Source organism: Gammaproteobacteria bacterium (assembly GCA_041395725.1).
Classification (GTDB): domain Bacteria; phylum Pseudomonadota; class Gammaproteobacteria; order Pseudomonadales; family Pseudohongiellaceae; genus NORP240.
This window is the reverse complement of sequence record JAWKZW010000001.1, coordinates 3,331,159-3,352,724: the sequence shown is the minus strand read 5'-3', so window position 1 is coordinate 3,352,724 and position 21,566 is coordinate 3,331,159. Positions and strand designations below refer to the sequence as shown.

24 protein-coding genes are annotated in these 21,566 nt (G+C 54.2%); 14 read left to right on the top strand and 10 right to left on the bottom strand.

Going from position 1 to position 21,566, the window contains the following annotated elements; all coding sequences use genetic code 11:
• Nucleotides 1–129: 129 nt before the first annotated feature.
• The 12 genes from R3F50_14760 (at nucleotide 130) to R3F50_14705 (ending at nucleotide 10,164) form a co-directional block, all read left to right on the top strand.
• Complete coding sequence (locus tag R3F50_14760; protein ID MEZ5491560.1) at nucleotides 130–873, top strand: thermostable hemolysin; 744 nt, start codon at nucleotides 130–132, stop codon at nucleotides 871–873.
• A complete protein-coding gene (locus tag R3F50_14755) occupies nucleotides 809–2,419 on the top strand; it encodes an AMP-binding protein (GenBank protein ID MEZ5491559.1) in 1,611 nt (536 codons plus the stop codon). Before R3F50_14760 ends, R3F50_14755 begins: the two co-directional genes overlap by 65 nt.
• Before the next feature lie 5 nt (nucleotides 2,420–2,424).
• Complete coding sequence (locus tag R3F50_14750) at nucleotides 2,425–3,072, top strand: iron-containing redox enzyme family protein (protein ID MEZ5491558.1); 648 nt, start codon at nucleotides 2,425–2,427, stop codon at nucleotides 3,070–3,072.
• Nucleotides 3,073–3,112: 40 nt separating this feature from the next.
• Nucleotides 3,113–3,970: an SDR family oxidoreductase gene (locus R3F50_14745; GenBank protein ID MEZ5491557.1), complete on the top strand. Its 858-nt coding sequence runs from the start codon at nucleotides 3,113–3,115 to the stop codon at nucleotides 3,968–3,970.
• A gap of 28 nt (nucleotides 3,971–3,998) precedes the next feature.
• Nucleotides 3,999–4,637: a hypothetical protein gene (locus R3F50_14740; GenBank protein ID MEZ5491556.1), complete on the top strand. Its 639-nt coding sequence runs from the start codon at nucleotides 3,999–4,001 to the stop codon at nucleotides 4,635–4,637.
• A gap of 47 nt (nucleotides 4,638–4,684) precedes the next feature.
• Nucleotides 4,685–5,362 carry a response regulator gene (locus R3F50_14735; protein MEZ5491555.1) on the top strand — a complete coding sequence of 226 codons (678 nt, stop codon included), beginning with the start codon at nucleotides 4,685–4,687 and terminating at the stop codon, nucleotides 5,360–5,362.
• Between the two features lie 6 nt (nucleotides 5,363–5,368).
• A complete protein-coding gene (locus tag R3F50_14730; GenBank protein MEZ5491554.1) occupies nucleotides 5,369–6,724 on the top strand; it encodes an ATP-binding protein in 1,356 nt (451 codons plus the stop codon).
• A 1-nt stretch (nucleotide 6,725) separates the two neighbouring features.
• Nucleotides 6,726–7,070, top strand: coding sequence for a cupredoxin domain-containing protein (locus tag R3F50_14725; protein ID MEZ5491553.1), 345 nt, complete (start codon nucleotides 6,726–6,728; stop codon nucleotides 7,068–7,070).
• 9 nt (nucleotides 7,071–7,079) lie between these two features.
• Nucleotides 7,080–7,892 (top strand): FTR1 family protein, encoded by an 813-nt coding sequence (locus tag R3F50_14720; GenBank protein ID MEZ5491552.1) that lies wholly within the window; start codon nucleotides 7,080–7,082, stop codon nucleotides 7,890–7,892.
• A complete protein-coding gene (locus tag R3F50_14715; protein ID MEZ5491551.1) occupies nucleotides 7,882–8,640 on the top strand; it encodes a hypothetical protein in 759 nt (252 codons plus the stop codon). The genes R3F50_14720 and R3F50_14715 overlap by 11 nt, the downstream gene beginning before the upstream one ends.
• Before the next feature lie 77 nt (nucleotides 8,641–8,717).
• The gene (locus R3F50_14710; protein MEZ5491550.1) at nucleotides 8,718–9,503 is read left to right on the top strand and encodes a lipopolysaccharide kinase InaA family protein; all 786 of its coding nucleotides are present in this window, start codon (nucleotides 8,718–8,720) and stop codon (nucleotides 9,501–9,503) included.
• Nucleotides 9,493–10,164 (top strand): methyltransferase domain-containing protein, encoded by a 672-nt coding sequence (locus R3F50_14705; protein ID MEZ5491549.1) that lies wholly within the window; start codon nucleotides 9,493–9,495, stop codon nucleotides 10,162–10,164. The genes R3F50_14710 and R3F50_14705 overlap by 11 nt, the downstream gene beginning before the upstream one ends.
• A 140-nt stretch (nucleotides 10,165–10,304) precedes the next feature.
• Here the strand turns inward: R3F50_14705 and R3F50_14700 are convergent, their stop codons facing one another.
• The 6 genes from R3F50_14700 to R3F50_14675 all read right to left on the bottom strand — a co-directional run bounded on the left by R3F50_14700 (nucleotide 10,305) and on the right by R3F50_14675 (nucleotide 15,942).
• Complete coding sequence (locus R3F50_14700; GenBank protein MEZ5491548.1) at nucleotides 10,305–10,457, bottom strand: hypothetical protein; 153 nt, start codon at nucleotides 10,455–10,457, stop codon at nucleotides 10,305–10,307.
• A 142-nt stretch (nucleotides 10,458–10,599) separates the two neighbouring features.
• Complete coding sequence (locus R3F50_14695) at nucleotides 10,600–11,250, bottom strand: DUF6644 family protein (protein ID MEZ5491547.1); 651 nt, start codon at nucleotides 11,248–11,250, stop codon at nucleotides 10,600–10,602.
• Between the two features lie 56 nt (nucleotides 11,251–11,306).
• The gene (locus R3F50_14690) at nucleotides 11,307–11,876 is read right to left on the bottom strand and encodes a DUF6644 family protein (GenBank protein ID MEZ5491546.1); all 570 of its coding nucleotides are present in this window, start codon (nucleotides 11,874–11,876) and stop codon (nucleotides 11,307–11,309) included.
• Nucleotides 11,877–12,198: 322 nt separating this feature from the next.
• Nucleotides 12,199–13,284: a helix-turn-helix domain-containing protein gene (locus R3F50_14685; protein MEZ5491545.1), complete on the bottom strand. Its 1,086-nt coding sequence runs from the start codon at nucleotides 13,282–13,284 to the stop codon at nucleotides 12,199–12,201.
• 327 nt (nucleotides 13,285–13,611) lie between these two features.
• Complete coding sequence (locus R3F50_14680; protein ID MEZ5491544.1) at nucleotides 13,612–14,625, bottom strand: COX15/CtaA family protein; 1,014 nt, start codon at nucleotides 14,623–14,625, stop codon at nucleotides 13,612–13,614.
• Nucleotides 14,626–14,730: 105 nt separating this feature from the next.
• Entirely contained in the window at nucleotides 14,731–15,942 is a 1,212-nt protein-coding gene (locus tag R3F50_14675; GenBank protein ID MEZ5491543.1) for a lytic murein transglycosylase, read from the bottom strand.
• A 137-nt stretch (nucleotides 15,943–16,079) separates the two neighbouring features.
• Here R3F50_14675 and R3F50_14670 point away from each other — a divergent pair, with 137 nt between their 5' ends.
• A complete protein-coding gene (locus R3F50_14670) occupies nucleotides 16,080–16,823 on the top strand; it encodes a hypothetical protein (protein ID MEZ5491542.1) in 744 nt (247 codons plus the stop codon).
• A 17-nt stretch (nucleotides 16,824–16,840) separates the two neighbouring features.
• Here the strand turns inward: R3F50_14670 and R3F50_14665 are convergent, their stop codons facing one another.
• From R3F50_14665 to R3F50_14650, 4 genes are all read right to left on the bottom strand, one after another.
• Entirely contained in the window at nucleotides 16,841–17,431 is a 591-nt protein-coding gene (locus tag R3F50_14665) for a DUF1501 domain-containing protein (GenBank protein ID MEZ5491541.1), read from the bottom strand.
• A 30-nt stretch (nucleotides 17,432–17,461) separates the two neighbouring features.
• A complete protein-coding gene (locus R3F50_14660; GenBank protein MEZ5491540.1) occupies nucleotides 17,462–17,722 on the bottom strand; it encodes a hypothetical protein in 261 nt (86 codons plus the stop codon).
• Nucleotides 17,723–17,848: 126 nt separating this feature from the next.
• Nucleotides 17,849–19,231, bottom strand: coding sequence for a hypothetical protein (locus tag R3F50_14655; protein MEZ5491539.1), 1,383 nt, complete (start codon nucleotides 19,229–19,231; stop codon nucleotides 17,849–17,851).
• On the bottom strand, nucleotides 19,222–19,785 hold the full coding sequence (locus R3F50_14650) for a hypothetical protein (protein MEZ5491538.1): 564 nt from the start codon (nucleotides 19,783–19,785) through the stop codon (nucleotides 19,222–19,224). The genes R3F50_14655 and R3F50_14650 overlap by 10 nt, the downstream gene beginning before the upstream one ends.
• 272 nt (nucleotides 19,786–20,057) lie before the next feature.
• On the opposite strand from R3F50_14650, the gene R3F50_14645 reads away from it, so the two are divergent.
• Nucleotides 20,058–21,461, top strand: a complete 1,404-nt coding sequence (locus R3F50_14645) for an MBL fold metallo-hydrolase (GenBank protein MEZ5491537.1) — start codon at nucleotides 20,058–20,060, stop codon at nucleotides 21,459–21,461.
• Nucleotides 21,462–21,566 lie beyond the last annotated feature (105 nt).

The following is a 21,566-nucleotide window of genomic DNA, read 5'->3' as shown; positions in this document are numbered from 1 at the left end:
CCTGCGGGCTCTGACCAGGGCCGTTTCCTGACCTGGCTAAAAAACTTTCACTTCCCTGTTCTGTTTAAGTTTCTCTTAATATTGACTCCGTAACGTGGCATGCAGTGAAGTCAGTAACAGGAATCTGCCATGTCAACCTCAGCCACCGAGTTACAGCAATTGGTCAAGCAGCCGTCCAACCGAGGGGCCATCGTTCCCCCCAGAGCGCTCCATAAGTCCGCGACGACCCTGTTTACCCTGAATTCGCCCAGTTCGGACCAGCGCGCCAGGCTGGAACAGTTCATCGCCAACAAGTTCAATGTCGCTTACGGCGCCTCGATTGTGGAATTCTTTCCTCTCCTGCTGTCACGTATCGACGACAGCCAACTGTCCTCGGTCGTGGGACTGCGCCCCGGCACGGAGCGCCCGCTTTTCCTGGAGCAATACCTTGATTGCCCATTGGAGGAAGCGATTTCTCGCCAAAGCGGAGTTCAGGTGGAACGGGACCGACTGATGGAAATAGGCAATCTTGCCTCCAGTTACCGGTCTGGCAATCAGCTGATGTTCATTTTACTGACCGCAGTCCTGGCCAGGGCCGGGTACACCTGGGTGGTCTTTACAGCCACGTCGCAGGTGCGCTCGCTGCTTACACGGCTGAATTTCCAACCCGTGACCCTCTGCGAGGCAGATGAATCCAGGCTGGTCAACAAACAACAGGTCTGGGGCAGCTACTACCAGTCCCAGCCCATGGTCCAGGCAGGCAGTGTCAGCCAGGGACTGGCTGTTCTGGAAAGCAATGAATTTTCCAGCAAGCTGCTACAAACCTTCAATGAGGAAATCGACTGCCTGGCTGAAACCCTGCGAATTCTGCGCCAGCAACGTCGAGGCCAGTAATATGAGTGCCTTGTGGCAAGCCATTAAGGACGGAGCCAGGCAGCACCTGCAGGACCCCGCCCTGTCCACCCCAGGCGCCAGAGCCAGTGTCTTGTCTTACGAAAGCCTGTGCCAACGCGTCGAGCGCCTGTCCCGCCACCTGCAGGGCATTGATCCAGGCCCACTGGGTTTGCTGGCAGACAACGGCATTGACTGGATTATTGCCGATCTGGCGAGCCTGGCAGCCGATCGCTGCCTGGTGCCTGTCCCCCTGTTCTTTTCCCCCCGGCAACGGGAACACGCGCTGGACGATGCGGGCGCACACTGCCTTATAGCGCCCGCCTCCACACCGCTGCCAGCCAATTATTCCAGGCTGGAAAAATTACCCGGCCTCGAGGACCTGGTGCTGTGGCATCGGGAAGCTGTCGATAGCGCTGATAAAGCGAGGTTGCCGGAAAAAACGCTGAAAATAACCTATACCTCGGGGTCTACCGGCGCTCCGAAAGGCGTCTGCCTGGGTGATGATCTGATTACGGAAATGGCCACAGTCCTGGCCGAGGCTACCCGCGACTGCCCGATTGAAAGACATCTTTGTGTTCTGCCACTGGCAACCCTGTTGGAAAACATAGCCGGCGTCTATGCCCCCTTGTTGCGAGGCGCCGAAGTCGTTGTGCCTGGCCTGTCAGACCTGGGCTTCGAGGGTAGTTCCAACTTTGTCCCGCAACTGTTTCTGGAAAGCCTGTCCCGCATCAGGCCCCACAGCATGATTCTCATACCCCAACTGCTGGACGCCCTGGTTATGGCGAGTCATGGCGGCTGGGAGGCTCCCGACAGCCTGCAGTTCATCGCCGTGGGCGGCGGCAAAGTCAGCCAGACACTCCTGGCCGGAGCAACCCAGGCTGGCCTCCCGGTTTATCAGGGCTATGGCCTGTCCGAATGTGGTTCTGTGGTCAGCCTGAACCTGCCCGGGCAGAATCGTCCCGGCAGCGTAGGCAGACCTTTGCCCAATGCGAAGGTGACAGTAGTCGATGGCGAGATTGTTGTGGATAAAAAACTATTCCTTGGTTATACCGATGGAACGGGGCCGGCCATGCATAGCGCGCTCGCTACCGGGGACCTTGGTTATCTGGACGCCGACGGTTACCTTTATATAAATGGCCGGCGCAAGAATCTCATTATCAGTTCCTTTGGTCGGAATATCTCGCCCGAGTGGGTAGAAGCTGAATTGCAGGCAATCCCGGGAGTCTTGCAGGCAATAGTAGTTGGAGAGGCGCGCCCCTTCCTTGGCGCCCTGATCTTCGCCAACCCCACTGTCGATGATGAAACCCTGGATTCCGCAATCCAGCAGACCAACAGACTGTTGCCCGACTATGCCCGAATCGGTTCCTGGCTGCGACTTGCGAAGCCGCTGAACACGGAAGAAGGCACACTGACCAGCAATGGAAGATTCAAACGAGAGGTCGTCGCAACGCTTTATGCCGACCAGATCAGTTCTCTTTATCCGGCTTCAAAGCCGGGCGATTCGACCCTGCAGCCCCCCACTGGGCGGCCTGTTTATTCGGAGTAAACCCAATGAGCTTTTATCAGGAACTTAAATCCGCCACTGAATCCGAACGCCAGGCGCTCATCGGCACCGAGATGATTCAGCGCACTTTCAGTGGTGACATTGAGCTGGACGACTATGTGAGATTTCTTGGCCAGGCCTATCACCACGTCAAGCACACGGTTCCCCTGCTGATGTCCGTGGGTGCCAGGCTTGGAGATGACAAAGAGTGGCTGCGATCAGCCGTCGCGGAATATATCGAAGAAGAAATCGGCCACCAGGAATGGATACTCAACGATATCGCCGCCTGCGGATACGACAAAGAAGCTGTACGTAACAGTACACCCAACTTTGAAACCGAGCTCATGGTTTCCTATGCCTACGATCTGGTCAATCGGATCAATCCCGTCGGGTTCTTCGGCATGGTACTGGTTCTTGAAGGCACCAGCGTCAATCTGGCCGACTCCGCCGCGGACAGAATCAAGACTGCATTGAATCTTTCGGAACGGGCATTCAGTTACCTGCGTTCCCACGGCAGCCTCGATCAGGAACATATCAAATTCCTGGAGACACTGATGGACAAATTCGAAGATCCACAGGAACAGCAGTTGATCATACATTCGGCGCAGGCCTTTTACAGACTGTATCGGGGCGTCTTCGAGAGTATCCGGCACTAGCTGGCGGCCAGTCCAACTTCTGGCATCGAGAGGTAATAACATGATTCTTGCAGGAAAGACACTGGTCCTGACCGGCGCGAACGGCGGCCTAGGACAGGAAATCGCCAGGGGGCTGGCAGGCTCGGGCGCCCGATTGGTGCTGGTAGGAATGGGCCTGAAAGTCCTGGAGAACCTGGCTACTGAGCTCGGCAGCGAAACGCTCCAGCATTGTTCCCTGGACCTGGATCTCAGCCAGGAACAGGGCATCGAGGAACTGGTGCAATTCTGCCAGCAACTACCCGAGGGTATCGACGGACTGATCAACAGCGCCGGATTGAACCGGTTTGCCATGCTGGAAGACCATGAATATCCCGCCACGGTCAAACTGTTCATGGTGAACCTGGTGGCACCGATCATGCTGACTGCCAGGTTGCTGCCACTGCTGAAAACCAGGCAGGAAGCAATTTTAGTCAACATCGGCTCCGTTCTGGGAGCCATCGGCAATCCGGGCTACAGCACCTACTGCGCGAGCAAATCCGGCCTTGCAAGGTTCAGCGAAACCTTGCGTAGAGAGCTGGCCGACACACCGGTCAAGGTTCTTCACTTCAACCCACGAGTGATCAGAACCGGCATGAATTCCGGCCCGGTCAATGCCCTCAATGACAAACTCGGTAACAAGTCAGACTCTCCGGAGGCCGTAGCAAAGTTATTGGTTGACCGGATTCTGGATGAACGGTTTGGCGAATACAGTGTTGGCTGGCCGGAAAAACTCTTTGTCCGAATCAACGCTCTACTGCCAGGGCTGGTCGATCGTAACTTTATGAAAAACCTGGCGCTTATTAAGACCGCCGCCCGAGACGAACGCATCGAGGCCGGCGTCGCTCAGTCTCCAGCGGTCAAAGAACCAGCGACTAATTGAACCTTATTCCTCAAGGAGGTAACTTCCCATGAACAAACTGATGAAATCTCTCTTTACTGTCTTTCTGGTACCACTCCTCTTCAGTGGCTATGTGGCGGCAGAGGTGAGCGCCGATGTTCTGGCACTGCAGAATCGCTGGGCAGAAGTCAACTACCAGCTGGCTGGCGATGAGCAGGTCGTAGCTTTTGAGTCTCTGGCAGCAAAGGCTGACCAGGTGACCACTCAATACCCTGACTCCGCCGAAGCCTGGATCTGGAGTGGCATCATCAAGTCCACCTATGCCGGGGCCAAAGGTGGTCTTGGTGCTCTTTCCCTGGCCAAGGCATCCCGGCGGGATCTTGAGAGGGCCATGGACATTGATCCGAATGCCATGAATGGTTCGGCCTACACCAGTCTAGGCACTCTTTATTACAACGTTCCTGGCTGGCCAGTCGGGTTCGGTGACAATAAAAAAGCGGAAGAACTGCTGTCGAAAGCGCTGGAGATAGCGCCGGATGATATCGACGCCAACTACTTTTACGCGGAATTCAAACGCGATCAGAAAGAGTACGACACAGCCAGGGCCTATTACCTGAAAGCGCAGTCAGCAGCAGCCAGACCCGGCCGGGAGTTGGCAGACCAGGGCCGCCAGAATGACATTAATCAGGCACTCGCGGCGCTGAAATAACAATCTTGCTATTCGACTTTTCCCCATAAGAAGATATCATCGACTCCATGCAAGTATTGTTGGTAGAAGATGATAATCTCCTGGCGGAGGCCGTTGTGGTGGCTCTGAAGCGCCACAATTTCGCCATCAACCGGGTCGGCAACGGCAAGGATGCCGTGCTGGTCGTTGAAACCACGCCCCCGGATATTATAATTCTGGACCTGGGCCTGCCAGACATTGACGGCATCGAACTGCTGCAAAAAATCCGTAAACAGGGCTTCTCGAACCCGGTACTGATTCTGACCGCCAGGGATTCCATCGAAGACCGGGTTACTGGTCTGGATAGCGGGGCTGATGATTACCTGCCCAAACCCTTCGACATCGACGAGCTGCTGGCCCGTCTTCGCGCTCTGGAAAGGCGCCTGAGCAAGGCGCCCAGTTCCACTATTACCCTGGGCACTGTCATTCTGGACACCCACACGCACCAGTTGCAGGTCGGTGGACAATCCGTTGACCTGGCCAGGCGGGAATACATGCTATTGAAGGCGCTGATGGAAAGTGGCAACAAAATTCAAACCCGGGAATCCCTGGAAAACAAGCTTTACAGCTGGGGAGAAGAGATAAGCAGCAATGCTGTTGAGGTGCATATACACCATCTACGCAAGAAGTTGCCGACAGATTTTATCCAGACCGTACGTGGGGTTGGTTACATTATCAAAACACCGAAACCAGACACCGGCCAGTAGACGTCAATGCCGTCGATCCGTCTGTTCCTGACCCTGACAATCATTGCCATCATTACTTTGGTCAACTTTCTCTCCTCGTTACGGGGTTACCGGGAAAGCATGCTGGAGGCGGAAACTCTGTTTAACGAGCAACTGGTTGAGTATGCGCTGCTCATCAGTGCCACTCTGCCGCCGGCAGGCAACTCAAATCCGCAACCCAGCTTCAACCCGGGACTCGACAATTCCCCGGATTTTCAGTCCACCCTGGTTTTTCAGGTACTGGACTACGATGGAAATCTCCTTTTCAATTTCAACACTGGCGCCAGGGCTGCCATAACCAATCTGCAGCCAGGATACCGGGATGTCAACTTTGATGGCTATCGCTGGCATACTTTCACCTATCGCGACGCCACTAATCAGCGCTGGATTACCACCGCCCAACGTTATGACATTCGTTATACCCTGGCCGAGCAGGTCGTCCTGCAATCGGTACTGCCGATTGTTTTGAGCATTCCTGTGGCGGGCTTCATTGTCTGGCTGCTTATCGGGGCTGGACTGAAACCGGTCACCCGACTGGCGAGTGAGTTGCAGAGCAAGGAGGCAACTGATCTGACGCCGGTATCCCTTGACGCGACACCAAAAGAACTGGCTCCCCTGCAGCAATCAACTAACGAACTGCTTGGACGTCTCAAGGCGTCCTTCGAAAGGGAAAAACGCTTTGCAGCTGACGCGGCTCACGAACTGCGCACTCCGATCAGCGTGCTCAAGGTGCAGATTCACAATCTGCTGGATGAATTGCAGAACCCGCCAGCTTCGGCACAGCAACTGAAAATCGGGATTGATCGCATGGGGCACCTTGTCGAACAGATTCTTGACCTGAACAGAACCTCACCGGACCTTTACATGGCACAATTTGAGCGCCTGGATCTTTACGAGTTGTGCCAGGAGGTAGTAAGCGAGTCTTACGATCAGTTTATGCAGAAGAACCAGACACTGGAGTTGCTGGGCGATAAGGCTCCGGTGCAGGGAGACCGGTTCGCAATCACCACACTGCTGAAGAATCTGCTTGGCAATGCCTCCAAGTACACTCAGACTGAAGGTAAAATCGTTGTTCAGGTTGCAAGTCGAACCGATGGCGTGGTGTTAAAAGTCACCGACAACGGGCCGGGAATTCCAGAACAGGAACGTGACCGGGCACTGGAAAGATTTTACCGCACCGGGGGCGACCGGCACATCAGCGCCCAGCCCGGCTGCGGATTGGGCCTGGCGATCGCCAAGCATATTGTGGACCTGCACAAAGCCAGCATGGCCTTGAGTGACCCTGAATCGGGCACAGGACTTTGCGTGACAATCCATTTTCAAAACCCGCAGAAAAGCACCTAGCATGAAACTCAGATACCAGATAAAAGCGATTTTTTTCCTGTTGATGCTGGCACCGGCTTTCGGACGGGCCGCGACTCCCGAATATATTATCGAAATTCGGGACCATCTGTTTTATCCCTCGGAACTCATCATCCCCAGCGGGGTCAAAGTAAAACTGCGAATCGTGAACACGGATGCAACGGCTGAAGAGTTTGAAAGTTACGAACTGAACCGGGAAAAAGTCATTCGTGGCGGTCGGACCGGCACTGTTTTCATCGGCCCCCTCAAAGCCGGAGAGTACCCGTTTTTCGGCGAGTTCTATCCGAAAACCGCCCAGGGGAAAATTATTGTAGTGGATGAAACTTAGCCAGCAATCATGACCAGCGCACTGATCATTATTCTACAGGAAGTTGTCGAGGCGATGCTGATCATCAGCCTGCTGATGGCTGCCACGGCAAATATAGGCATAAATCGCCGTTGGATAATGGCGGGCATACTGCTGGGGACCGTCGGCGCCGGGTTCTATGCTTATTTTTTTGACACAATCACTGATGCCTTCGATGGCGTCGGCCAGGAAATCACCAATGCGATGACCTTATTCGGTATCTGCCTGTGCCTGGCTCTATTCAATTTTTACCTCATCGGGAAGCTAAGGCCTGACTCAAGACTGATGCCGGCGTGGATTGGAATAGCAGCACTCTGTGGCAGTATTGGCCTGGCGATCACCCGGGAGGGCGCGGAAATCTATATTTATTTTTCAGGATATCTGCTTTCTCCGGAGCCTTTACAACCGATATTGATCGGGGGCGCTCTTGGAACCGGCATCGGTCTCAGCTTTGGCGCGCTAATCTATTACTCGGCAAGCATGCTGAGTCGACGCCGCTGTCTCATGGTCAGCAGTATTGTACTGGTGCCCGTCAGCGCAGGCATGGTTTTACAAGGCGTCACTTATCTGATGCAGGCAGACAAACTGCCTTCCCAGCTTCCACTGTGGGACTCTTCATTCCTGATACCAGAAAGTTCGGTGATCGGCCAATTACTGTTCGCTTTGTTTTCCTACGAGGCAACCCCAACGCCGCTTCACGTTGGCCTTTATCTGACTACGGTACTCCTTATTCTGCTGGGAATGCTGCTGAGTGCGCGCCTGCACCCTACTGACAAGCGAGGCCCCGCCACCCATGCCGTATAGCAACCGGCGGGCACGATGCCTTCAGGACCTCTTCAGCCACTGTAGCCTGTTTCTGCTGGGGGTTATTCCTGGGGCTGCGCTGGCCGATGATCCGTTCCAGCACAATGGCGTTGATAAAGTCTATCATCCCTACGTACAACCCCTGGAGACCGAGATCGAGTATCGCACCGTTTATCATACCGACGATGATCCCCTGGAAGACGGTGTAGCCAGGCACCGTTTTGCTATCGGCCGGGCGGTGACCGACCGTATATTCGTCGAAGGGTATCTGATCGGCAAGGAAACACCTCTGGATGATTTTCGACTCGACGCCTGGGAACTGGAAACCAAGGTTCAGCTCACCGAGCAGGGTGAATTCTGGGCTGACTGGGGAGTTCTCTTCGAATTCGAGCGGGAGCGCAGCGAAAGCATTACCGAGTTAGGTGTGGCATTGCTGATGGAAAAACAAATCAGCTCAACGTTGATCGGCACCGTGAATTTCGGCACCGAGTACGAATTCGGCTCCGATATTGACAATGAATTTGATTTTGATGTCGCCGCCCAGTTGCGCTATCGCTTCTCGGAACGTTTCGAACCTGGCCTGGAATTTTACTCCGACGAAATCACGTCTGCGGCAGGGCCAGTATTTCAGGGCGTTGAAAGGTTTGGTGTGGCGCGCAAGCTCTTTTGGGAGTTAGGGGCACTGTTCCCACTGAACGACACCACACCTGATACGACGATTCGCTTTATGCTGGAATTCGAGTTTTAAGTCCTTCCCTGTTAAGAATCCCTTAAGGTTGACACCGCACACTGTTCGAAACTTCTGCTTTCCCAGATCCTGGCCACATGACGCTTTCCAATCCCTATCCAAGACTGCTTTCAAAACACGGCCGCTCTTTCTATCTGCATCCTGATTTTGCCAGAGATGCAGCTCTGGTGGGCCTCCAGCATTTCGATGACTTCTGGGGGCTGCCGGCAGTGTATGTGGACGAAATCAATGAGCGGCGCGGCGGCTGGAGTGCGGTCAGTCAACTGAAAATCGAATCCCCGCAGGGGTCAGCGCTTTATTATGTTAAACGCCAGGAGAATCAACTGCGACGATCCCTTTCACATCCTTTCGGAACTCTTACTTACCATTATGAACTGGCGGCCATCCAACGAAACCTGCGCATGGGCCTGCCAGCTGTCGAAGTAGTCGGATCTGGTTTCCTATCCGGCGCTGATTTCCGTCGAGGCATCCTGATTACCCGCGCTCTGAAGGCAAAGCCCCTCGCTGATCTGATTGAATCAAAACCAGACTGGAATACCCTGACACCATTGTTGCAGCGTACCGGAGAACTTCTCTATCGAATGCATACCAACAGAATCAGCCATGGAGCACTATACCCCAACCATATTTATTTTGAACTTGATCCTGAACCTGATCAATTGCAAAGCCAGCCCTATCTGATCGATTTCGAAAGAGCCAGACGTTGCCTTACTGCCCGATCGGCAATCAAAAGGGATCTTTCCCAGTTCCTGAAGAGAGCTCAACGAATACCCGAGCAGGTGCTCGAAAATCTGCTAGACTCTCACCTCAGGTTCCACCCGAAACTAACCACCCGCCTAATGGACCGATTCTATGCACGCTGAAACAAGCGACCCGAGCGCGGAAAAACTGTCAAATCACGCTAGAGTGAAATCTGACGAAGTCAGCGCCCGGCTCTACACCCATCGAAAACCACGTAAGCATCGCAGTGAAATGCAGCTGGTTGAAAAGGCGTTCAGCCTGCTACCGGCTGGTAGCGTCAAATCCGTGCTGGATGCCCCCTGCGGGGTTGGAAGGATAAGTGTCTGGCTTACGCAGCAGGGGTGCCAGGTTACCGGGGTTGACCTTGGCGAAGCGGCAGTAGAACTGAGTCGGGCTTCCCTTGACGAGCAGGGTTTGACAGCTGACATCAAGGTTCAGAACATCATGGCCATGGAGTTTAGCGACAGGGCATTCGATTGCTCGATCTGTTTCAGACTGCTGCACCATTTTGAAGAAAAAGACGCAAAAGAAAGGTTGATACGTGAACTGTGCCGCGTCACTTCCCGCTACGTCATAATCTCCTATTTTTCACCTGTCTCAGTGATCAGCCTGAGAAGACGATTCAGGAAATTTGTGTCCGGTAAGCCAATAAAGCAATACCCTGATTCCTTGCCTTCGCTACAAGCTATGTTTAATAAAAGCGATTTTCAGCTTTATGGACAGGTAAAGCGATCAAAAATACTGCATTCGCTGCAACTCGCCATCTTTGAGAGGCACATTTAAGGGGCCTCCTATTAAAGCAGGTAAAAAGAATGCCCCAAGGGGCATTCTTTTTCCTATCCTGTGCGGCACTATTCCTGCCTGCCTCACAGACTATTTTTTCCATCGCAGCCTGTATTGCCACCGGGGTGGTCAAACAAACACTACCACTCGTAAGCCATAGCCAGAAGCGAGTAAGTACTTCCGATCTGTACCGCCCAATAAACAACAAAGAAGACGATTATAGTAGCGGACGTGACCAGGGCTGCGGTTTCCAGGTCATCGCGTTTGTTTTCTGTATTCCCTTGCTCGGTCATGAATTTCTCCAGTCTGTCTTTCCAGAACCTGTCTTAGTAGAATCTACCTGATTTAAAACTGCCTCTGCTCAATCCCCTGCCGCCGCAAAAATCGCCCTACCCCGCATCCGCGGATAAAATCCCTGCCCGGCTTAAAAGTTAACTAGCTGCCGGCGAAGCCGATCCAGCGCCCGGTGGCGGCAACGGTCACCCAAACCAGGACCGAAGAAACGGCAATCAGTTTGACAGTGGCCGGATTCAGGTTTTCCACACCCCGCGCCAGTAGCGGCCGCTTGATAAAGAATACGAACAGAATACCCGTCGCCAGCGCCAGCATCTTGTACCAGAACACCGGCAGAAAGTAGATTTTACCCGCCACGCCGCAGGCCATGAAGACACCGGTGAAAAGCACTATACCGAGGCCCCATTTAAAAACCTTGTGCGCCTTGTCCAGAATTTCCTGGGCCGGGACATCTTTAAAGCCGATACCAAGCAAACGGGCGTCGGCGATAAACACCGCGCCACCCAGCAGCGCCATCGCCAGCAGATGAAAGGCTTCCACCAGCGCAAATGCCGCTCCCCAGGTTTTACCGATCACGCCAAACCAGGTAGTTTCCATCCACAGGAAAAAATCATAGAGATTTACCCACACATGCCGTCTCAGGGTGATGAGGCACTCTCCCCCGGTACTGGCACACTCGGCCACCGGCCAGATCGGTATCACTGAAAACAGCAGTGTGCCAATCACCAGTACGGCAACGACAATGGTCCGACGGTATGCCCCTAATGTAGATGTTGCGGCAATTGATGACATTATGTGCTCCTTGATGCCTGCCGGAAACCTCTCCAATTCCCGGTCAGAATCGCTTATTAGAATATTGTCTGACCCGGGACACAACCTGAAAGGGCTTGCATTAAACCTGGCTGCGTGTATTCGCAATCAAACCAGTCGTAGGCTATGAAACGGCCACAGATGACAATCAATGCCCAGAATACCAGTGACAGGGCCGCTCCCAACCGGAGATTGGCCGGGGCTCTGGACTGAGTGTCCCAGTCGCCAGTGGCATTGAGCATGTTTCTGTGGAACAAATAAGCATTAATCGCAGCAGCGACAAGAAGGACCATCTTGACCCTGAACCAGATGCTCTGGGTGTTCCTGACCGGAACCGCATAAAACAGCGTGACTCCGGTAATAAACATGACGGTAAAACCTATCAACATGGGAAGGTTCAGCTTTCTGGCGAGAGTGCTGGCGGGAATGTTGGTGAATGCGAAACCCACCATCCGCAGATCAATCAGAAAAAGCATACCCAGGCATAACATAAGGGTAAGCACATGAGTCGACTCGACCCAATTGTACATGTAGTAGGATTCGTGCAGGCGGGTACTTAAGTCGTGCGTGTCCAGCCATAAGGCAAAGTTGTATAGCAGCTCGTTCACCTCAGGTGACCTCCCCTCTTGATTATCGACATTTCGTACCACCAGGATGCTGAATCCGGCGATCGCTTTGCTTTTTAATTATTAATTCTTTGAATTGTCTTTTCTTTAATCGCCAATCGCCTACCGAACGATTTGAAACCTCTGGCTCCCATTCTCGACGCAACATACCAAGATCTGCAAGCTGAATATTGAGGCTGATCAAACTCTGGTCAGCAGCCTGCTCTTGCTGCCAAGTCCTGCGCTTGACCGGCCTGGACCCTCCTCAGAGAATACCCCAGCAATGCCGCCAAATCCACAACCTGGAGACAACTTCGTCAGCCGACTACCCCTTCGTGTCCCCGTTCAACTTCCGCTTCCTGTATTCGGAAGGGGTAACACCCATTATCTCCCGGAAGGCATTATTGAAGGGTGTGATTGACTGGTAACCGACTGTTAGGGCTATTGTGAGAACTGGCACACCGCGGTTTTCAGCATCGGCAAGTGCTTCGCAGGCATCTTCGATCCGATACTGGTGAAGCATTGCATTAAAATTGCGGTAGCCAAGGGTCTTATGAATGAAGGCACGGAGCCGGTATTCCGGCAAACCCAGCTTTTTAGCCAGGCTTGATATAGTCAGACCGGCTTCTCTATACAATTTGGCGTCCCTGAACTGCAGATTGAAGGTTTCAATATCAAAGTCTGCCGAGTTCTCGCTCTCGACTTTCAGAACCGTGACTTTGCGTATGACGTTGCTCAGGGAGACATAATCAAACTGCATTGTCGCAATCAGCATGGCGGTTACCAGCACGGCTATCGCCGAAACCAGGACCAGCTGTGCCTGCGCATCATTGATCGAGCCGGATGCCAGCAGGAAATTCTCTACCAGCACAACAAAAAATATCAACGCCCCCTGCAGAGAGATAATCATCCATCGCAGCGCACGGCGATCCTCCACCAGATCTGATCGCCATCCCTTGACTGTCCAGTAAATGGCGAAACCCACAAACAACAACTGCATGATATCCAGAACGGTCGCCAGGAGCGCGAGTGCCAGGCTGGCGCCGCTGCTCGCCACCAGCGACAGCGTGGCCTCGAGCACAATCTGTATGGCAAAGAGAATGCCCAGCGCTAACGGAAACTGTCGCCGCTCCTGGAACACCAGGTAGCTGTATAGCATGAATAAGCCGGGAATCGCTGCGATAGCCGTACTGATGAGCAGGCTCCACCGGGAGAGATCGATGCGAAACTGGGGATCGACGTGAGGAGCGGACATGCCGTTAATCACGTAAAGAACGGCAAAACTGGCCAGCAAGGCGAATATCCTGGCACTTGACGCGCGGGGCTCGGCTTTCAGATAGCCGATCGCCAGTAATATCAGAGAATTAATGGCAAACAGCTGAATTGTAAAAAGCAGAACTGGATCGGACAAAGTTGTTTCCCGTAGCAGTTTCTAACATGCCAGACCTTTAAGGTTGGTCACGCCGCTAACCGTTCTCCGGGCCGAGCGATATGACTGAAAACCAACTGCGGCTGGCAGCAATGCCATCATCGCTATTCTTTTTATTGTCTGCTATCAGGCAATCGAGGGGAGAGAGCTTAGCCTGTTCAGCTTACAAAGCCAAGATCCGGCGTTCCAACAGTCGGACAGCCTGTCACGGAGCACTGGCTTGCCGGCAGCAGAATCAAGCAGCACTGCCAGTCCGCCAACCAGGCAACCACGCAACCGGAACGACAATTCGGCTTTCGATTCTACGCCTCAGACTGGCAATGGGTGTGATTCGCTGGCGCCAGGACCGTCGACATCGCGGGCATGACGATAGCCCATCCAGATAAGAAATTGAAATCCGAACAGCAGCGAAGCTGCCAGCAGGTGGGTAGGTTGAACCAGCGCGGGCATACCCAGGTGTCCGAGGGTGGCGCCAGACACTACACCCAGCCCTGTTACGGCGATCATAGCCACAGTGAAGCGGGTGAGACTGTGGTGCCAGCCTAATGAGCTTACGAGCAGATAAAGCAGCCACAGATTTGAAAACAACACTACCGCCGAAAAGCTGCGGTGCACGTAGAAAAACCAGGGCATAAACTCAATCCAGTTGGAACGCAGTTCCTCCCCTTGGGCGCGACTGATCAAGTCGGTCATCTCCCTGACCTGCGTACCCATGCTGATCTGTATAAGACCCAGCACAATAATGACGTAAAGCCATTTCTCAAAGCGCGGGTCTATGCCCGCAATCGTCTGGGCAGCCATGATCCCCCGACGGGACTGGGCCAGCGCAAACAGGAGAGCTGCAACGATTGCCAGGGCCATCAGCATATGCAGGGTAATCATGCCCGGCTGCAGGTTGGAGGCTACCACCCGGGAGCCCAGCCACCCCTGAAAGCCGACCATAAGAAAGGCAGCCACAGACGCCCGGAAAATCCAGGTATCATGCTTCCGGCATCGCCAGGAAAACAGCGCGGTCAGAAAAATCAGCAACCCGATAGTCACACCGATCAGACGGTTGGCGTATTCAGTCCATGTTTTTACGACATTAAACCGCGTGTCCGCATAGCCCAGTTCAGCGTAGATCTCCTGATAATCGGCCGGCAGCTGCGCCTCACTGGTCGGCGGTATCCACTGACCAAAGCAGGTAGGCCAGTCCGGGCAACCCATTCCCGCCCCGGAGGCCCTTACACTGGCACCGACCAGAATAAGAAAATACACAGCGCCGATAGTAATCCAGGCGAAGCGGCGGTAGCGTTGCAATGCAAAAGAATCTTGTTCAGTCATGTCAGCAAATACGTCCCTGGGTCTGCCACTGGATCCTTCGACCCAGTGACAAACAGACAAAGTTCTGTCAATTCTATATTTTCAGGTCAAAAACCCGCCAACCTCTCATTCGCGCAGGGATTCAAGCAGCGTGTAAGAGGCGTAGCCGTCTTGCGGAATACCGGCCTGGCGCTGGTATTGCCGGATTGCGGTACGGGTCTGACCGCCAAGTATCCCGTCTACCGGGCCGGCCTCAAACCCTTTGCTGGTAAGCAGGCTTTGCAGTTCCAGCACGTCATCCCGGCTCAGAGCCTGTTCATTGGCAGGCATATTGCGAATCGGCGGACCGCCGACCAGTCGGTCCGCCAGATGCCCTACTGAAATTGCGTAGAACGTGGAGCGGTTCCAGACCAATGTGGTACGGTAATTGTTGTATACCAGAAAAGCCGGGCCGTTTGCGCCAGCGGGTATAACGACAGATGCCTGCATGTCGGCTTGGGGCAGCGGAGCACCGTTTACCTGGGTTACCCCAAGCTGCCGCCATTCGTCCACGGCTTTCCGGACACTGGTTCCCGACATCCCATAATCGAAATTCGCCGGCAGCGAAACTTCCCGCCCCCAGCGCTCGTCCCCCCGCCATCCTGAACGGGAGAGAAAGTTGGCCGCGGAGTGAAACACATCGGGCAGGCTGTTCCAGATATCGATCCGACCGTCTCCGTCACCATCCACGGCGTAATTATTAAACGTAGAAGGCAGAAACTGCAGCTGCCCCATGGCGCCCGCCCAGGAGCCGGTCATGCGCTCCGCCGGGATGTGGCCGGCATCGATGATACGCAGAGCAGTGAACAATTCCTGCCGAAAAAAATCCGCCCGGCGAGGATCGTAGGCCAGCGTCGCCAGGGCCGCAACTACCGTAAACCCGCCGGTAGCACGGCCATAATTGCTTTCCAGTGCCCAGAACGAAACCAGGTAGTGGGGCTGAACCCCATAGCGGCTCTGCACCTGCTGCAGCAGGCCGGCATGTTCCTGCAGCAGTACCCTGCCCCTGTCAATCTGCAACTGTGAGATCCTCAGGTCAGTATAGCGGGTGAAAGTCTGCACAAATTCCGGCTGGCTGCGATCCAGCTCAAGCACCCGCTCCACGGGCTCAATGCCGTCCAGGGCGGAGATCAGCGTCTGCTCACTGATTCCCTGGCTCAGGGCCTCGGCCCGCAATTCGGCCAGCCACTCGTCAAAAGAAAGCTGCTGGGCAGTTGCCAGGGCAGGCACTGCCAGAATAATCAGGACAGCCAGGGCGGCCAGCGAAGGGTAATTGAAGATCTGAGTGCTAATTTTCATCGGCCCAATGATAAAGCAAATTTACCCCGAATTGAACGAGGACTGAAGACTGCCGGGAAAGTCTCACCAATGCCCTGGCTTTGGTCGGCGAGCCTATCAGGGCTTGCTTGCGCCGGCTGATTCAATAGAATGGCACTATGTCCGGAAACCTGTCTATTCTGATTCTTTCACTGGCTGCAGTGACCTGGCTGATGGCGGGCGTCAATCACCCGGGTGGTGTTGCCGAGGGCGCGGAATATGCCAGCCCTCTGCCGGTGAATGTAGTGCGCGAATACCGTGAAAAGGAACTGCGCCCACAACTCTGGCGGCTCATGGCAGAATATGGCCGCAACAAAGAGTTGCCCGAAGGCTACGAACTGCAGACTCTGCTGGCTCTGAGCCACTATCCCGAACTAAGGAATACCCGCATTCGGTTTATTGTGGATGACGTGAACATCCCTCTCTCATCGCGCCCCCACTGGGCCACCATGTTCCGTTCAGCAGGCAACCGCACCTATCTGGTGGTAATTGATTCGCAGCGGGATGGTAATCGTGAAGAACTTTTACTGAAGAATCAGCCTTTCAACGCCCAGACGGGCGTTATCGGCCACGAACTCGCACATACGGTCTATTATCTGGATCGCTCCTTCTTCGGCATCGTGTCGGACGCCTTATGCCAACTGAGTGACTGCCGCATCAACTTTGAAAGAGACACTGACCGGCGGACCATCGATTACGGCCTCGGCTGGCAGCGCTATGACCACTCCCTGTTTTTACGTACAAGTTTTGGCCTGGATCCACACGCGACGCCTGATCCAGAAAGCGCCTATATGGGTCCCCGCGAACTGCTGAGCCTCATGGAGTCGCATCCTGCCTACCGGGCTACTCTGGTCCAACGTTAGCAGACCGTCGACCAGAACTAACTGAACAGGTCTATAAAGTGTTCCTCAATGCCAAAGCGGGAAGAAAACTGATTGGAAATTCCGGCCAGTCGCCGCAAGGCCACGTGCTCCGGCGTCAGGATGACCCCTCCTGAATCCACCTGTAAAGTCACGGGATTAACGGGTAACGCTTCAATATCCGCGTCTGTAGCACCGACCACACGGTTACCTCGAACGCCCGCACCCGTGGCCATGATACTGGTGACATTCCAGTGATCCTTGCCACGATTATTGTTATAGAAAGGTGTCCGGCCAAAATCTGAGCCGACCAGTACCGTGGTCCGGTCCTGAAAATTATGCAGCTCTATCTGGCTCCAGAGATGATCGATACCTGCCAGCAATTCCGTGAGCCTGCGATAATGATTCTGATCATGGTTGCCGTGTCTATCAAAGCCCCCCAGATTCAGGTTGGCACTTACCGCCACGCCACTGGCGAATGCGGCAACCGCCACCTCGGCCTGACCGGCCAGCCCGCTGGAGGGGTTCTCGGGCAATTCTTCAACCACCCGGTACAGGCCTTTTTCGCCACTGCGTGCCATCAGTAATTCCTGTACTTGACGTCGTCTCAAGGGCAGGCTTTCCTGGTTCAGCAACCTCTCTCAAGCGAAGACAATAAAAGCGCTTCGGTGGTTTGTCAGCTCCGCGTGTCCCGATGGCAGGCCTTCACCCGGAAGATACTCATGCAGGTATTGAATACTTGCCCTGATCAATTGCAGCGCCTGCTGATCAGGAACGCCGTCCAGGTTATAAGGCAAAGCGTCCAACTCCACAAATGGCAACAGTCTGCGTTCCTGTGCCGGAAGCAGGAATTCATTGAGCACTGCGTAACGGGCCAGCTCATTAGCCAGCCTAGACTGCATGGCACTCATCATGCCATTAGACGCAGTCAGTCTCGCGGTAACGGAATCAGAATCAATACCACCGTAGACCTGGTGATAGCGATAACCGGGCCAGGACGCCCAGTACTTGTCTTTTCCCGGTAGTAGTTATCCAGGCTGCCACGCCATTGGAAGCGCTAACTGCGCCTCGATTTTTCTATCCAGCTCTTCAAGAGAAAGTAGATATTGAGAACTGGTAGCCGAGTGAGCAATGGCATCCGCGCCGTAAGCAAGGCCCTCCGCGCGCCAGTAAGGGCTCATTACCAGCTCCAACACCAGCGTCTTCAGATTGAAATTATCCTCCACAAACCGAGCCTGTAACTCATTAAAAAGTGCCCGCTCCGCGATAAAGGCGTCGACCTCCTCCTGACTGGCTCCTTCCCCGGGAGCGGCAAGAGGTTCTTTACCGTTCAATCCATTAACCAGTACTCTGACCACCGCCCGTGGAAACTTTGGGTCGCTTGCAATTTTACCTCCCAGCCATTGCACGGAGCTGTCCACATTACCCGCCAGCGGCATGATTTCCACATTGAAGCCACGCTGCTCCATATCGGTATACCAGCCATCATCCAGCCTGGCCGGGCGGTACCTCCCTTTGTAGTCCCAGTTTTGAAACAGAGAAGCCACCGGATCCAGAACGGAATGACACTTGGAGCATAGAGGATTGTCAATGGTGGGAATCGGGGTACTGATATCCACAGCATTTCCAGGTCGTACGCCCTCGATTGCAAGTATGTCAGTATCAGGAAAAATATCAAAAACCACTCTTGCCCTGCCGCGATTGCGATTGGTACTGGTTGTGGGATAGCGGTTCAGAAACATTGGTGAAGTCAGGATCCCCGCATGGGGAATGCCGGCAATGCTCGCCGGCTTGAACTCGGTCGGGTTGTCCGGGTCCTCACATACCAGTTCGGTCAGCCCGAAACTCAGTGCCGAGTACGGGTTCACCAACAGGTAGTCGGCAGTCATGATCTCGGTAAACGGCAGATCATTTCGCGCCACATAATTGATCAGCTCCAACGGTTCCCGCGCGATCGCATCGTTGGTTCGCTGGCGATCAATGCTGTAGTTGTCATCGCGCAGCTCCTCTCCCGGATCAAACCATCGGGCCTGGGGAAAATCATTGCGGTCCAGCAACCGGATTGCTTTCTCGGAGCCGTTCCTCGAATGGTATTTGTCCGTCAGGAGATAGTCGTTGAATATCTCGCCAAGCCGGCGGTAGAACCCATCCTCTTCCAGCATCCCCCGGATTACCTGCGGCACACCGATTTCAGGATCGGTAGCGGCAATCTGTAACTCTTCCAGCGTAGGCAGACGACTGACCAGCTTCATACCCGCCTTGCGCACCGTATCTGTTGCCGACAGGACAGCAATGAAACCGACGGTATCTGCCGAGACCTGCTGGTTCCGCCCATTGAAAACGGTGAGCAGATAGTCGATCAGCTGTTCACCACATTGGCTGTCGCAGGCAGCACTGTTTCCTAAAGGCATGGTCGCGCTGATATAGCTCGCCAATGCTGCCAGGCTGCCAGGCTGCCGCAATTGGCGCAGCCGATCAGTGAAGGTCCGGCGCCAGTCCCCTGCCCTTCGCCGCCGTGACAGTTGGCACACTGTTGCAGGTAGAGAGATTCTGCCTCCTCGTAGTTCGCAACCGGAGGTTCAGGTATGCCACTGTTGCCCAGATAATGGGCTTCCAGCAGTCTGAAGCGCAATCCCGCAGCAGCCGGCACCAGCCCAATCCTTGCGGAAAACAGATCGCCATTTGCCAGCTCGATTTCAAACAGGTCAAGCTCCATGGCCGCGCCGTCAAAACTGGCAGCGTTGGCAACCGAGAGCGATGCTTCCGCCACGTCGGTCAAATCAAAGAAATACTCGTCTGCAAAGACGATATGGAAAGCCAGCTGCAACGCACTTAACCCCTCCACATCGACCCTTGGCACAAGCAGCATATCGTTTTCGATGATCGATCGACTGGCAAAGCTGGTACCCGGCAACAGCACCATTATCGTAAACAAAAAAGGAAACAATACCTTAGGTCGAAACATTCGATTCCTCCTTGAAGGAGCCGCACGGAAAGGCTCCCGAATCTTCCTGTGAACTCAAGTATTGAGGGGTTTAAACCGAAAAAACCGGACCTGTGTCACACGCAGTGGAACGATGCCAATTTATTCCGTTACAACACGCGTCACTGTACGGCTGAACCGACACGCAAGCATCCTCCCAGCCTGGGTGATTTCAACAACCCACTTCACGGGTGCGCGCTCCGCACTGTTCCGCTATCATTGCCTCTGTTGCATAACTACGACAAGGACTGACTATGGCGACTCTTACATTTCTGGGTGCTGCGCGCGAAGTAACAGGATCCTGCCACCTGCTTGAATCTGAAGCGCTTGGGCGGGTTATTCTTGACTGTGGCATGCATCAGGGTGGAGACGCCACCGAGCGGATCAAAAAGGACAATTTCCAGTTTGTACCAGCGGAACTTAATGCAGTAATCCTTTCCCACGCACACCTGGATCACAGCGGCCTGCTGCCGAAACTGGTCAACCAGGGTTTTGAAGGGCGCATCTATTGCACTGCCGCAACCCGGGATCTGCTTCGCATCCTGCTCTACGATGCACTGGGGCTCTACGAACGCGACCTCGATCGTGACAACATGAAGCGAAAAAGACGCGGTAAGGAACCACTGGCTGCTGAATACACGGAACAGGATGTTGAAAAAGTCTTTGCGCTTTGCCAGACACAGCGTTATCGGCAGCGAGTCAATCTCAGCGAAAGGGCCACTCTCACCTTTCATGATGCAGGCCACATCCTTGGCTCCTCCATCATCGAGATCAACCTGGTGGAGAGTGGTGATACGAAGAAGCTGGTCTTCTCAGGGGACCTAGGCAAACGCAACAGTATTCTGATGAACGATCCGGCGGAGCTGAGCGAAGCCGATGTAGTGCTGATGGAAAGCACCTACGGTGATCGCGAGCATCGCAACGAGCAGGATACCCTGCAGGAACTTACCGACATTCTAGCCAGCACCTGGAAGCGAGGGGGAAACGTCTTCATACCCTCATTCGCGGTAGGCCGGACCCAGGAACTGATTTTTCAGCTGGGTCAGCTGCACCATCAAGGGCTTCTGGACGACTGGAAGGTTTTCCTTGACAGCCCCATGGCCATCGAAGTCACGCACGTCTATGACAACTGGTTGCAGATCATGGATCACGATGACGTCAAACAGCTGAGCGTTACTGATCGTTCCTCGCTGGAAGGATTTCTACCCTCCCTGAATCTGTGTGTAACCCCTGAGGAGTCGATAGCGATCAACAAGATTGACTCGGGAGCCCTGGTAATTGCCGGAAGCGGTATGTGTACCGGCGGCAGGATCCGTCACCATTTCAAACACCGTATCTGGCATCCGAACAATACGGTTATTTTCGTAGGCTTTCAGGCCATGGGAACACTGGGACGTCTGCTGGTCGATGGCGTGAAGAAGTTCCGTATGTTCGGCGATGGATTTGTAGTCAAGGCCAATATCGAAACCCTCGGCGGTTTCTCAGCACACGCCGGTCAGCGGGGGTTGATTGACTGGATGACCCGTTTCCAGAATGCTGAACATAGAATCCTGGTTCACGGTGAAGAAGGCGCCATGCAGACCCTGTCCGACAAGCTGGCCACTGAACATGGACTACACTGCCAGATGCCCCGGCAGGGCGAGCAGTTTACGTTCTAGGGCCTGCCGATACAGATCAATTACCGCCATATGGTAACTGCCAGGCGAACTCAACAGGAAAGCGCTTTGCTGCAGCCTGATACGGCCTTGCAGAAAAGAAAAAAG

Bases quoted from the DNA above. Each gene is read 5' to 3' on its own strand.
- R3F50_14760 (MEZ5491560.1), top strand. From the start codon at position 130: ATGTCAACCTCAGCCACCGAGTTACAGCAATTGGTCAAGCAGCCGTCC.
- R3F50_14755 (MEZ5491559.1), top strand. From the start codon at position 809: ATGAGGAAATCGACTGCCTGGCTGAAACCCTGCGAATTCTGCGCCAGC.
- R3F50_14750 (MEZ5491558.1), top strand. From the start codon at position 2,425: ATGAGCTTTTATCAGGAACTTAAATCCGCCACTGAATCCGAACGCCAG.
- R3F50_14745 (MEZ5491557.1), top strand. From the start codon at position 3,113: ATGATTCTTGCAGGAAAGACACTGGTCCTGACCGGCGCGAACGGCGGC.
- R3F50_14740 (MEZ5491556.1), top strand. From the start codon at position 3,999: ATGAACAAACTGATGAAATCTCTCTTTACTGTCTTTCTGGTACCACTC.
- R3F50_14735 (MEZ5491555.1), top strand. From the start codon at position 4,685: ATGCAAGTATTGTTGGTAGAAGATGATAATCTCCTGGCGGAGGCCGTT.
- R3F50_14730 (MEZ5491554.1), top strand. From the start codon at position 5,369: ATGCCGTCGATCCGTCTGTTCCTGACCCTGACAATCATTGCCATCATT.
- R3F50_14725 (MEZ5491553.1), top strand. From the start codon at position 6,726: ATGAAACTCAGATACCAGATAAAAGCGATTTTTTTCCTGTTGATGCTG.
- R3F50_14720 (MEZ5491552.1), top strand. From the start codon at position 7,080: ATGACCAGCGCACTGATCATTATTCTACAGGAAGTTGTCGAGGCGATG.
- R3F50_14715 (MEZ5491551.1), top strand. From the start codon at position 7,882: ATGCCGTATAGCAACCGGCGGGCACGATGCCTTCAGGACCTCTTCAGC.
- R3F50_14710 (MEZ5491550.1), top strand. From the start codon at position 8,718: ATGACGCTTTCCAATCCCTATCCAAGACTGCTTTCAAAACACGGCCGC.
- R3F50_14705 (MEZ5491549.1), top strand. From the start codon at position 9,493: ATGCACGCTGAAACAAGCGACCCGAGCGCGGAAAAACTGTCAAATCAC.
- R3F50_14700 (MEZ5491548.1), bottom strand. From the start codon at position 10,457: ATGACCGAGCAAGGGAATACAGAAAACAAACGCGATGACCTGGAAACC.
- R3F50_14695 (MEZ5491547.1), bottom strand. From the start codon at position 11,250: ATGTCATCAATTGCCGCAACATCTACATTAGGGGCATACCGTCGGACC.
- R3F50_14680 (MEZ5491544.1), bottom strand. From the start codon at position 14,625: ATGACTGAACAAGATTCTTTTGCATTGCAACGCTACCGCCGCTTCGCC.
- R3F50_14675 (MEZ5491543.1), bottom strand. From the start codon at position 15,942: ATGAAAATTAGCACTCAGATCTTCAATTACCCTTCGCTGGCCGCCCTG.
- R3F50_14670 (MEZ5491542.1), top strand. From the start codon at position 16,080: ATGTCCGGAAACCTGTCTATTCTGATTCTTTCACTGGCTGCAGTGACC.
- R3F50_14660 (MEZ5491540.1), bottom strand. From the start codon at position 17,722: ATGCAGTCTAGGCTGGCTAATGAGCTGGCCCGTTACGCAGTGCTCAAT.
- R3F50_14655 (MEZ5491539.1), bottom strand. From the start codon at position 19,231: ATGCCTTTAGGAAACAGTGCTGCCTGCGACAGCCAATGTGGTGAACAG.
- R3F50_14650 (MEZ5491538.1), bottom strand. From the start codon at position 19,785: ATGTTTCGACCTAAGGTATTGTTTCCTTTTTTGTTTACGATAATGGTG.
- R3F50_14645 (MEZ5491537.1), top strand. From the start codon at position 20,058: ATGGCGACTCTTACATTTCTGGGTGCTGCGCGCGAAGTAACAGGATCC.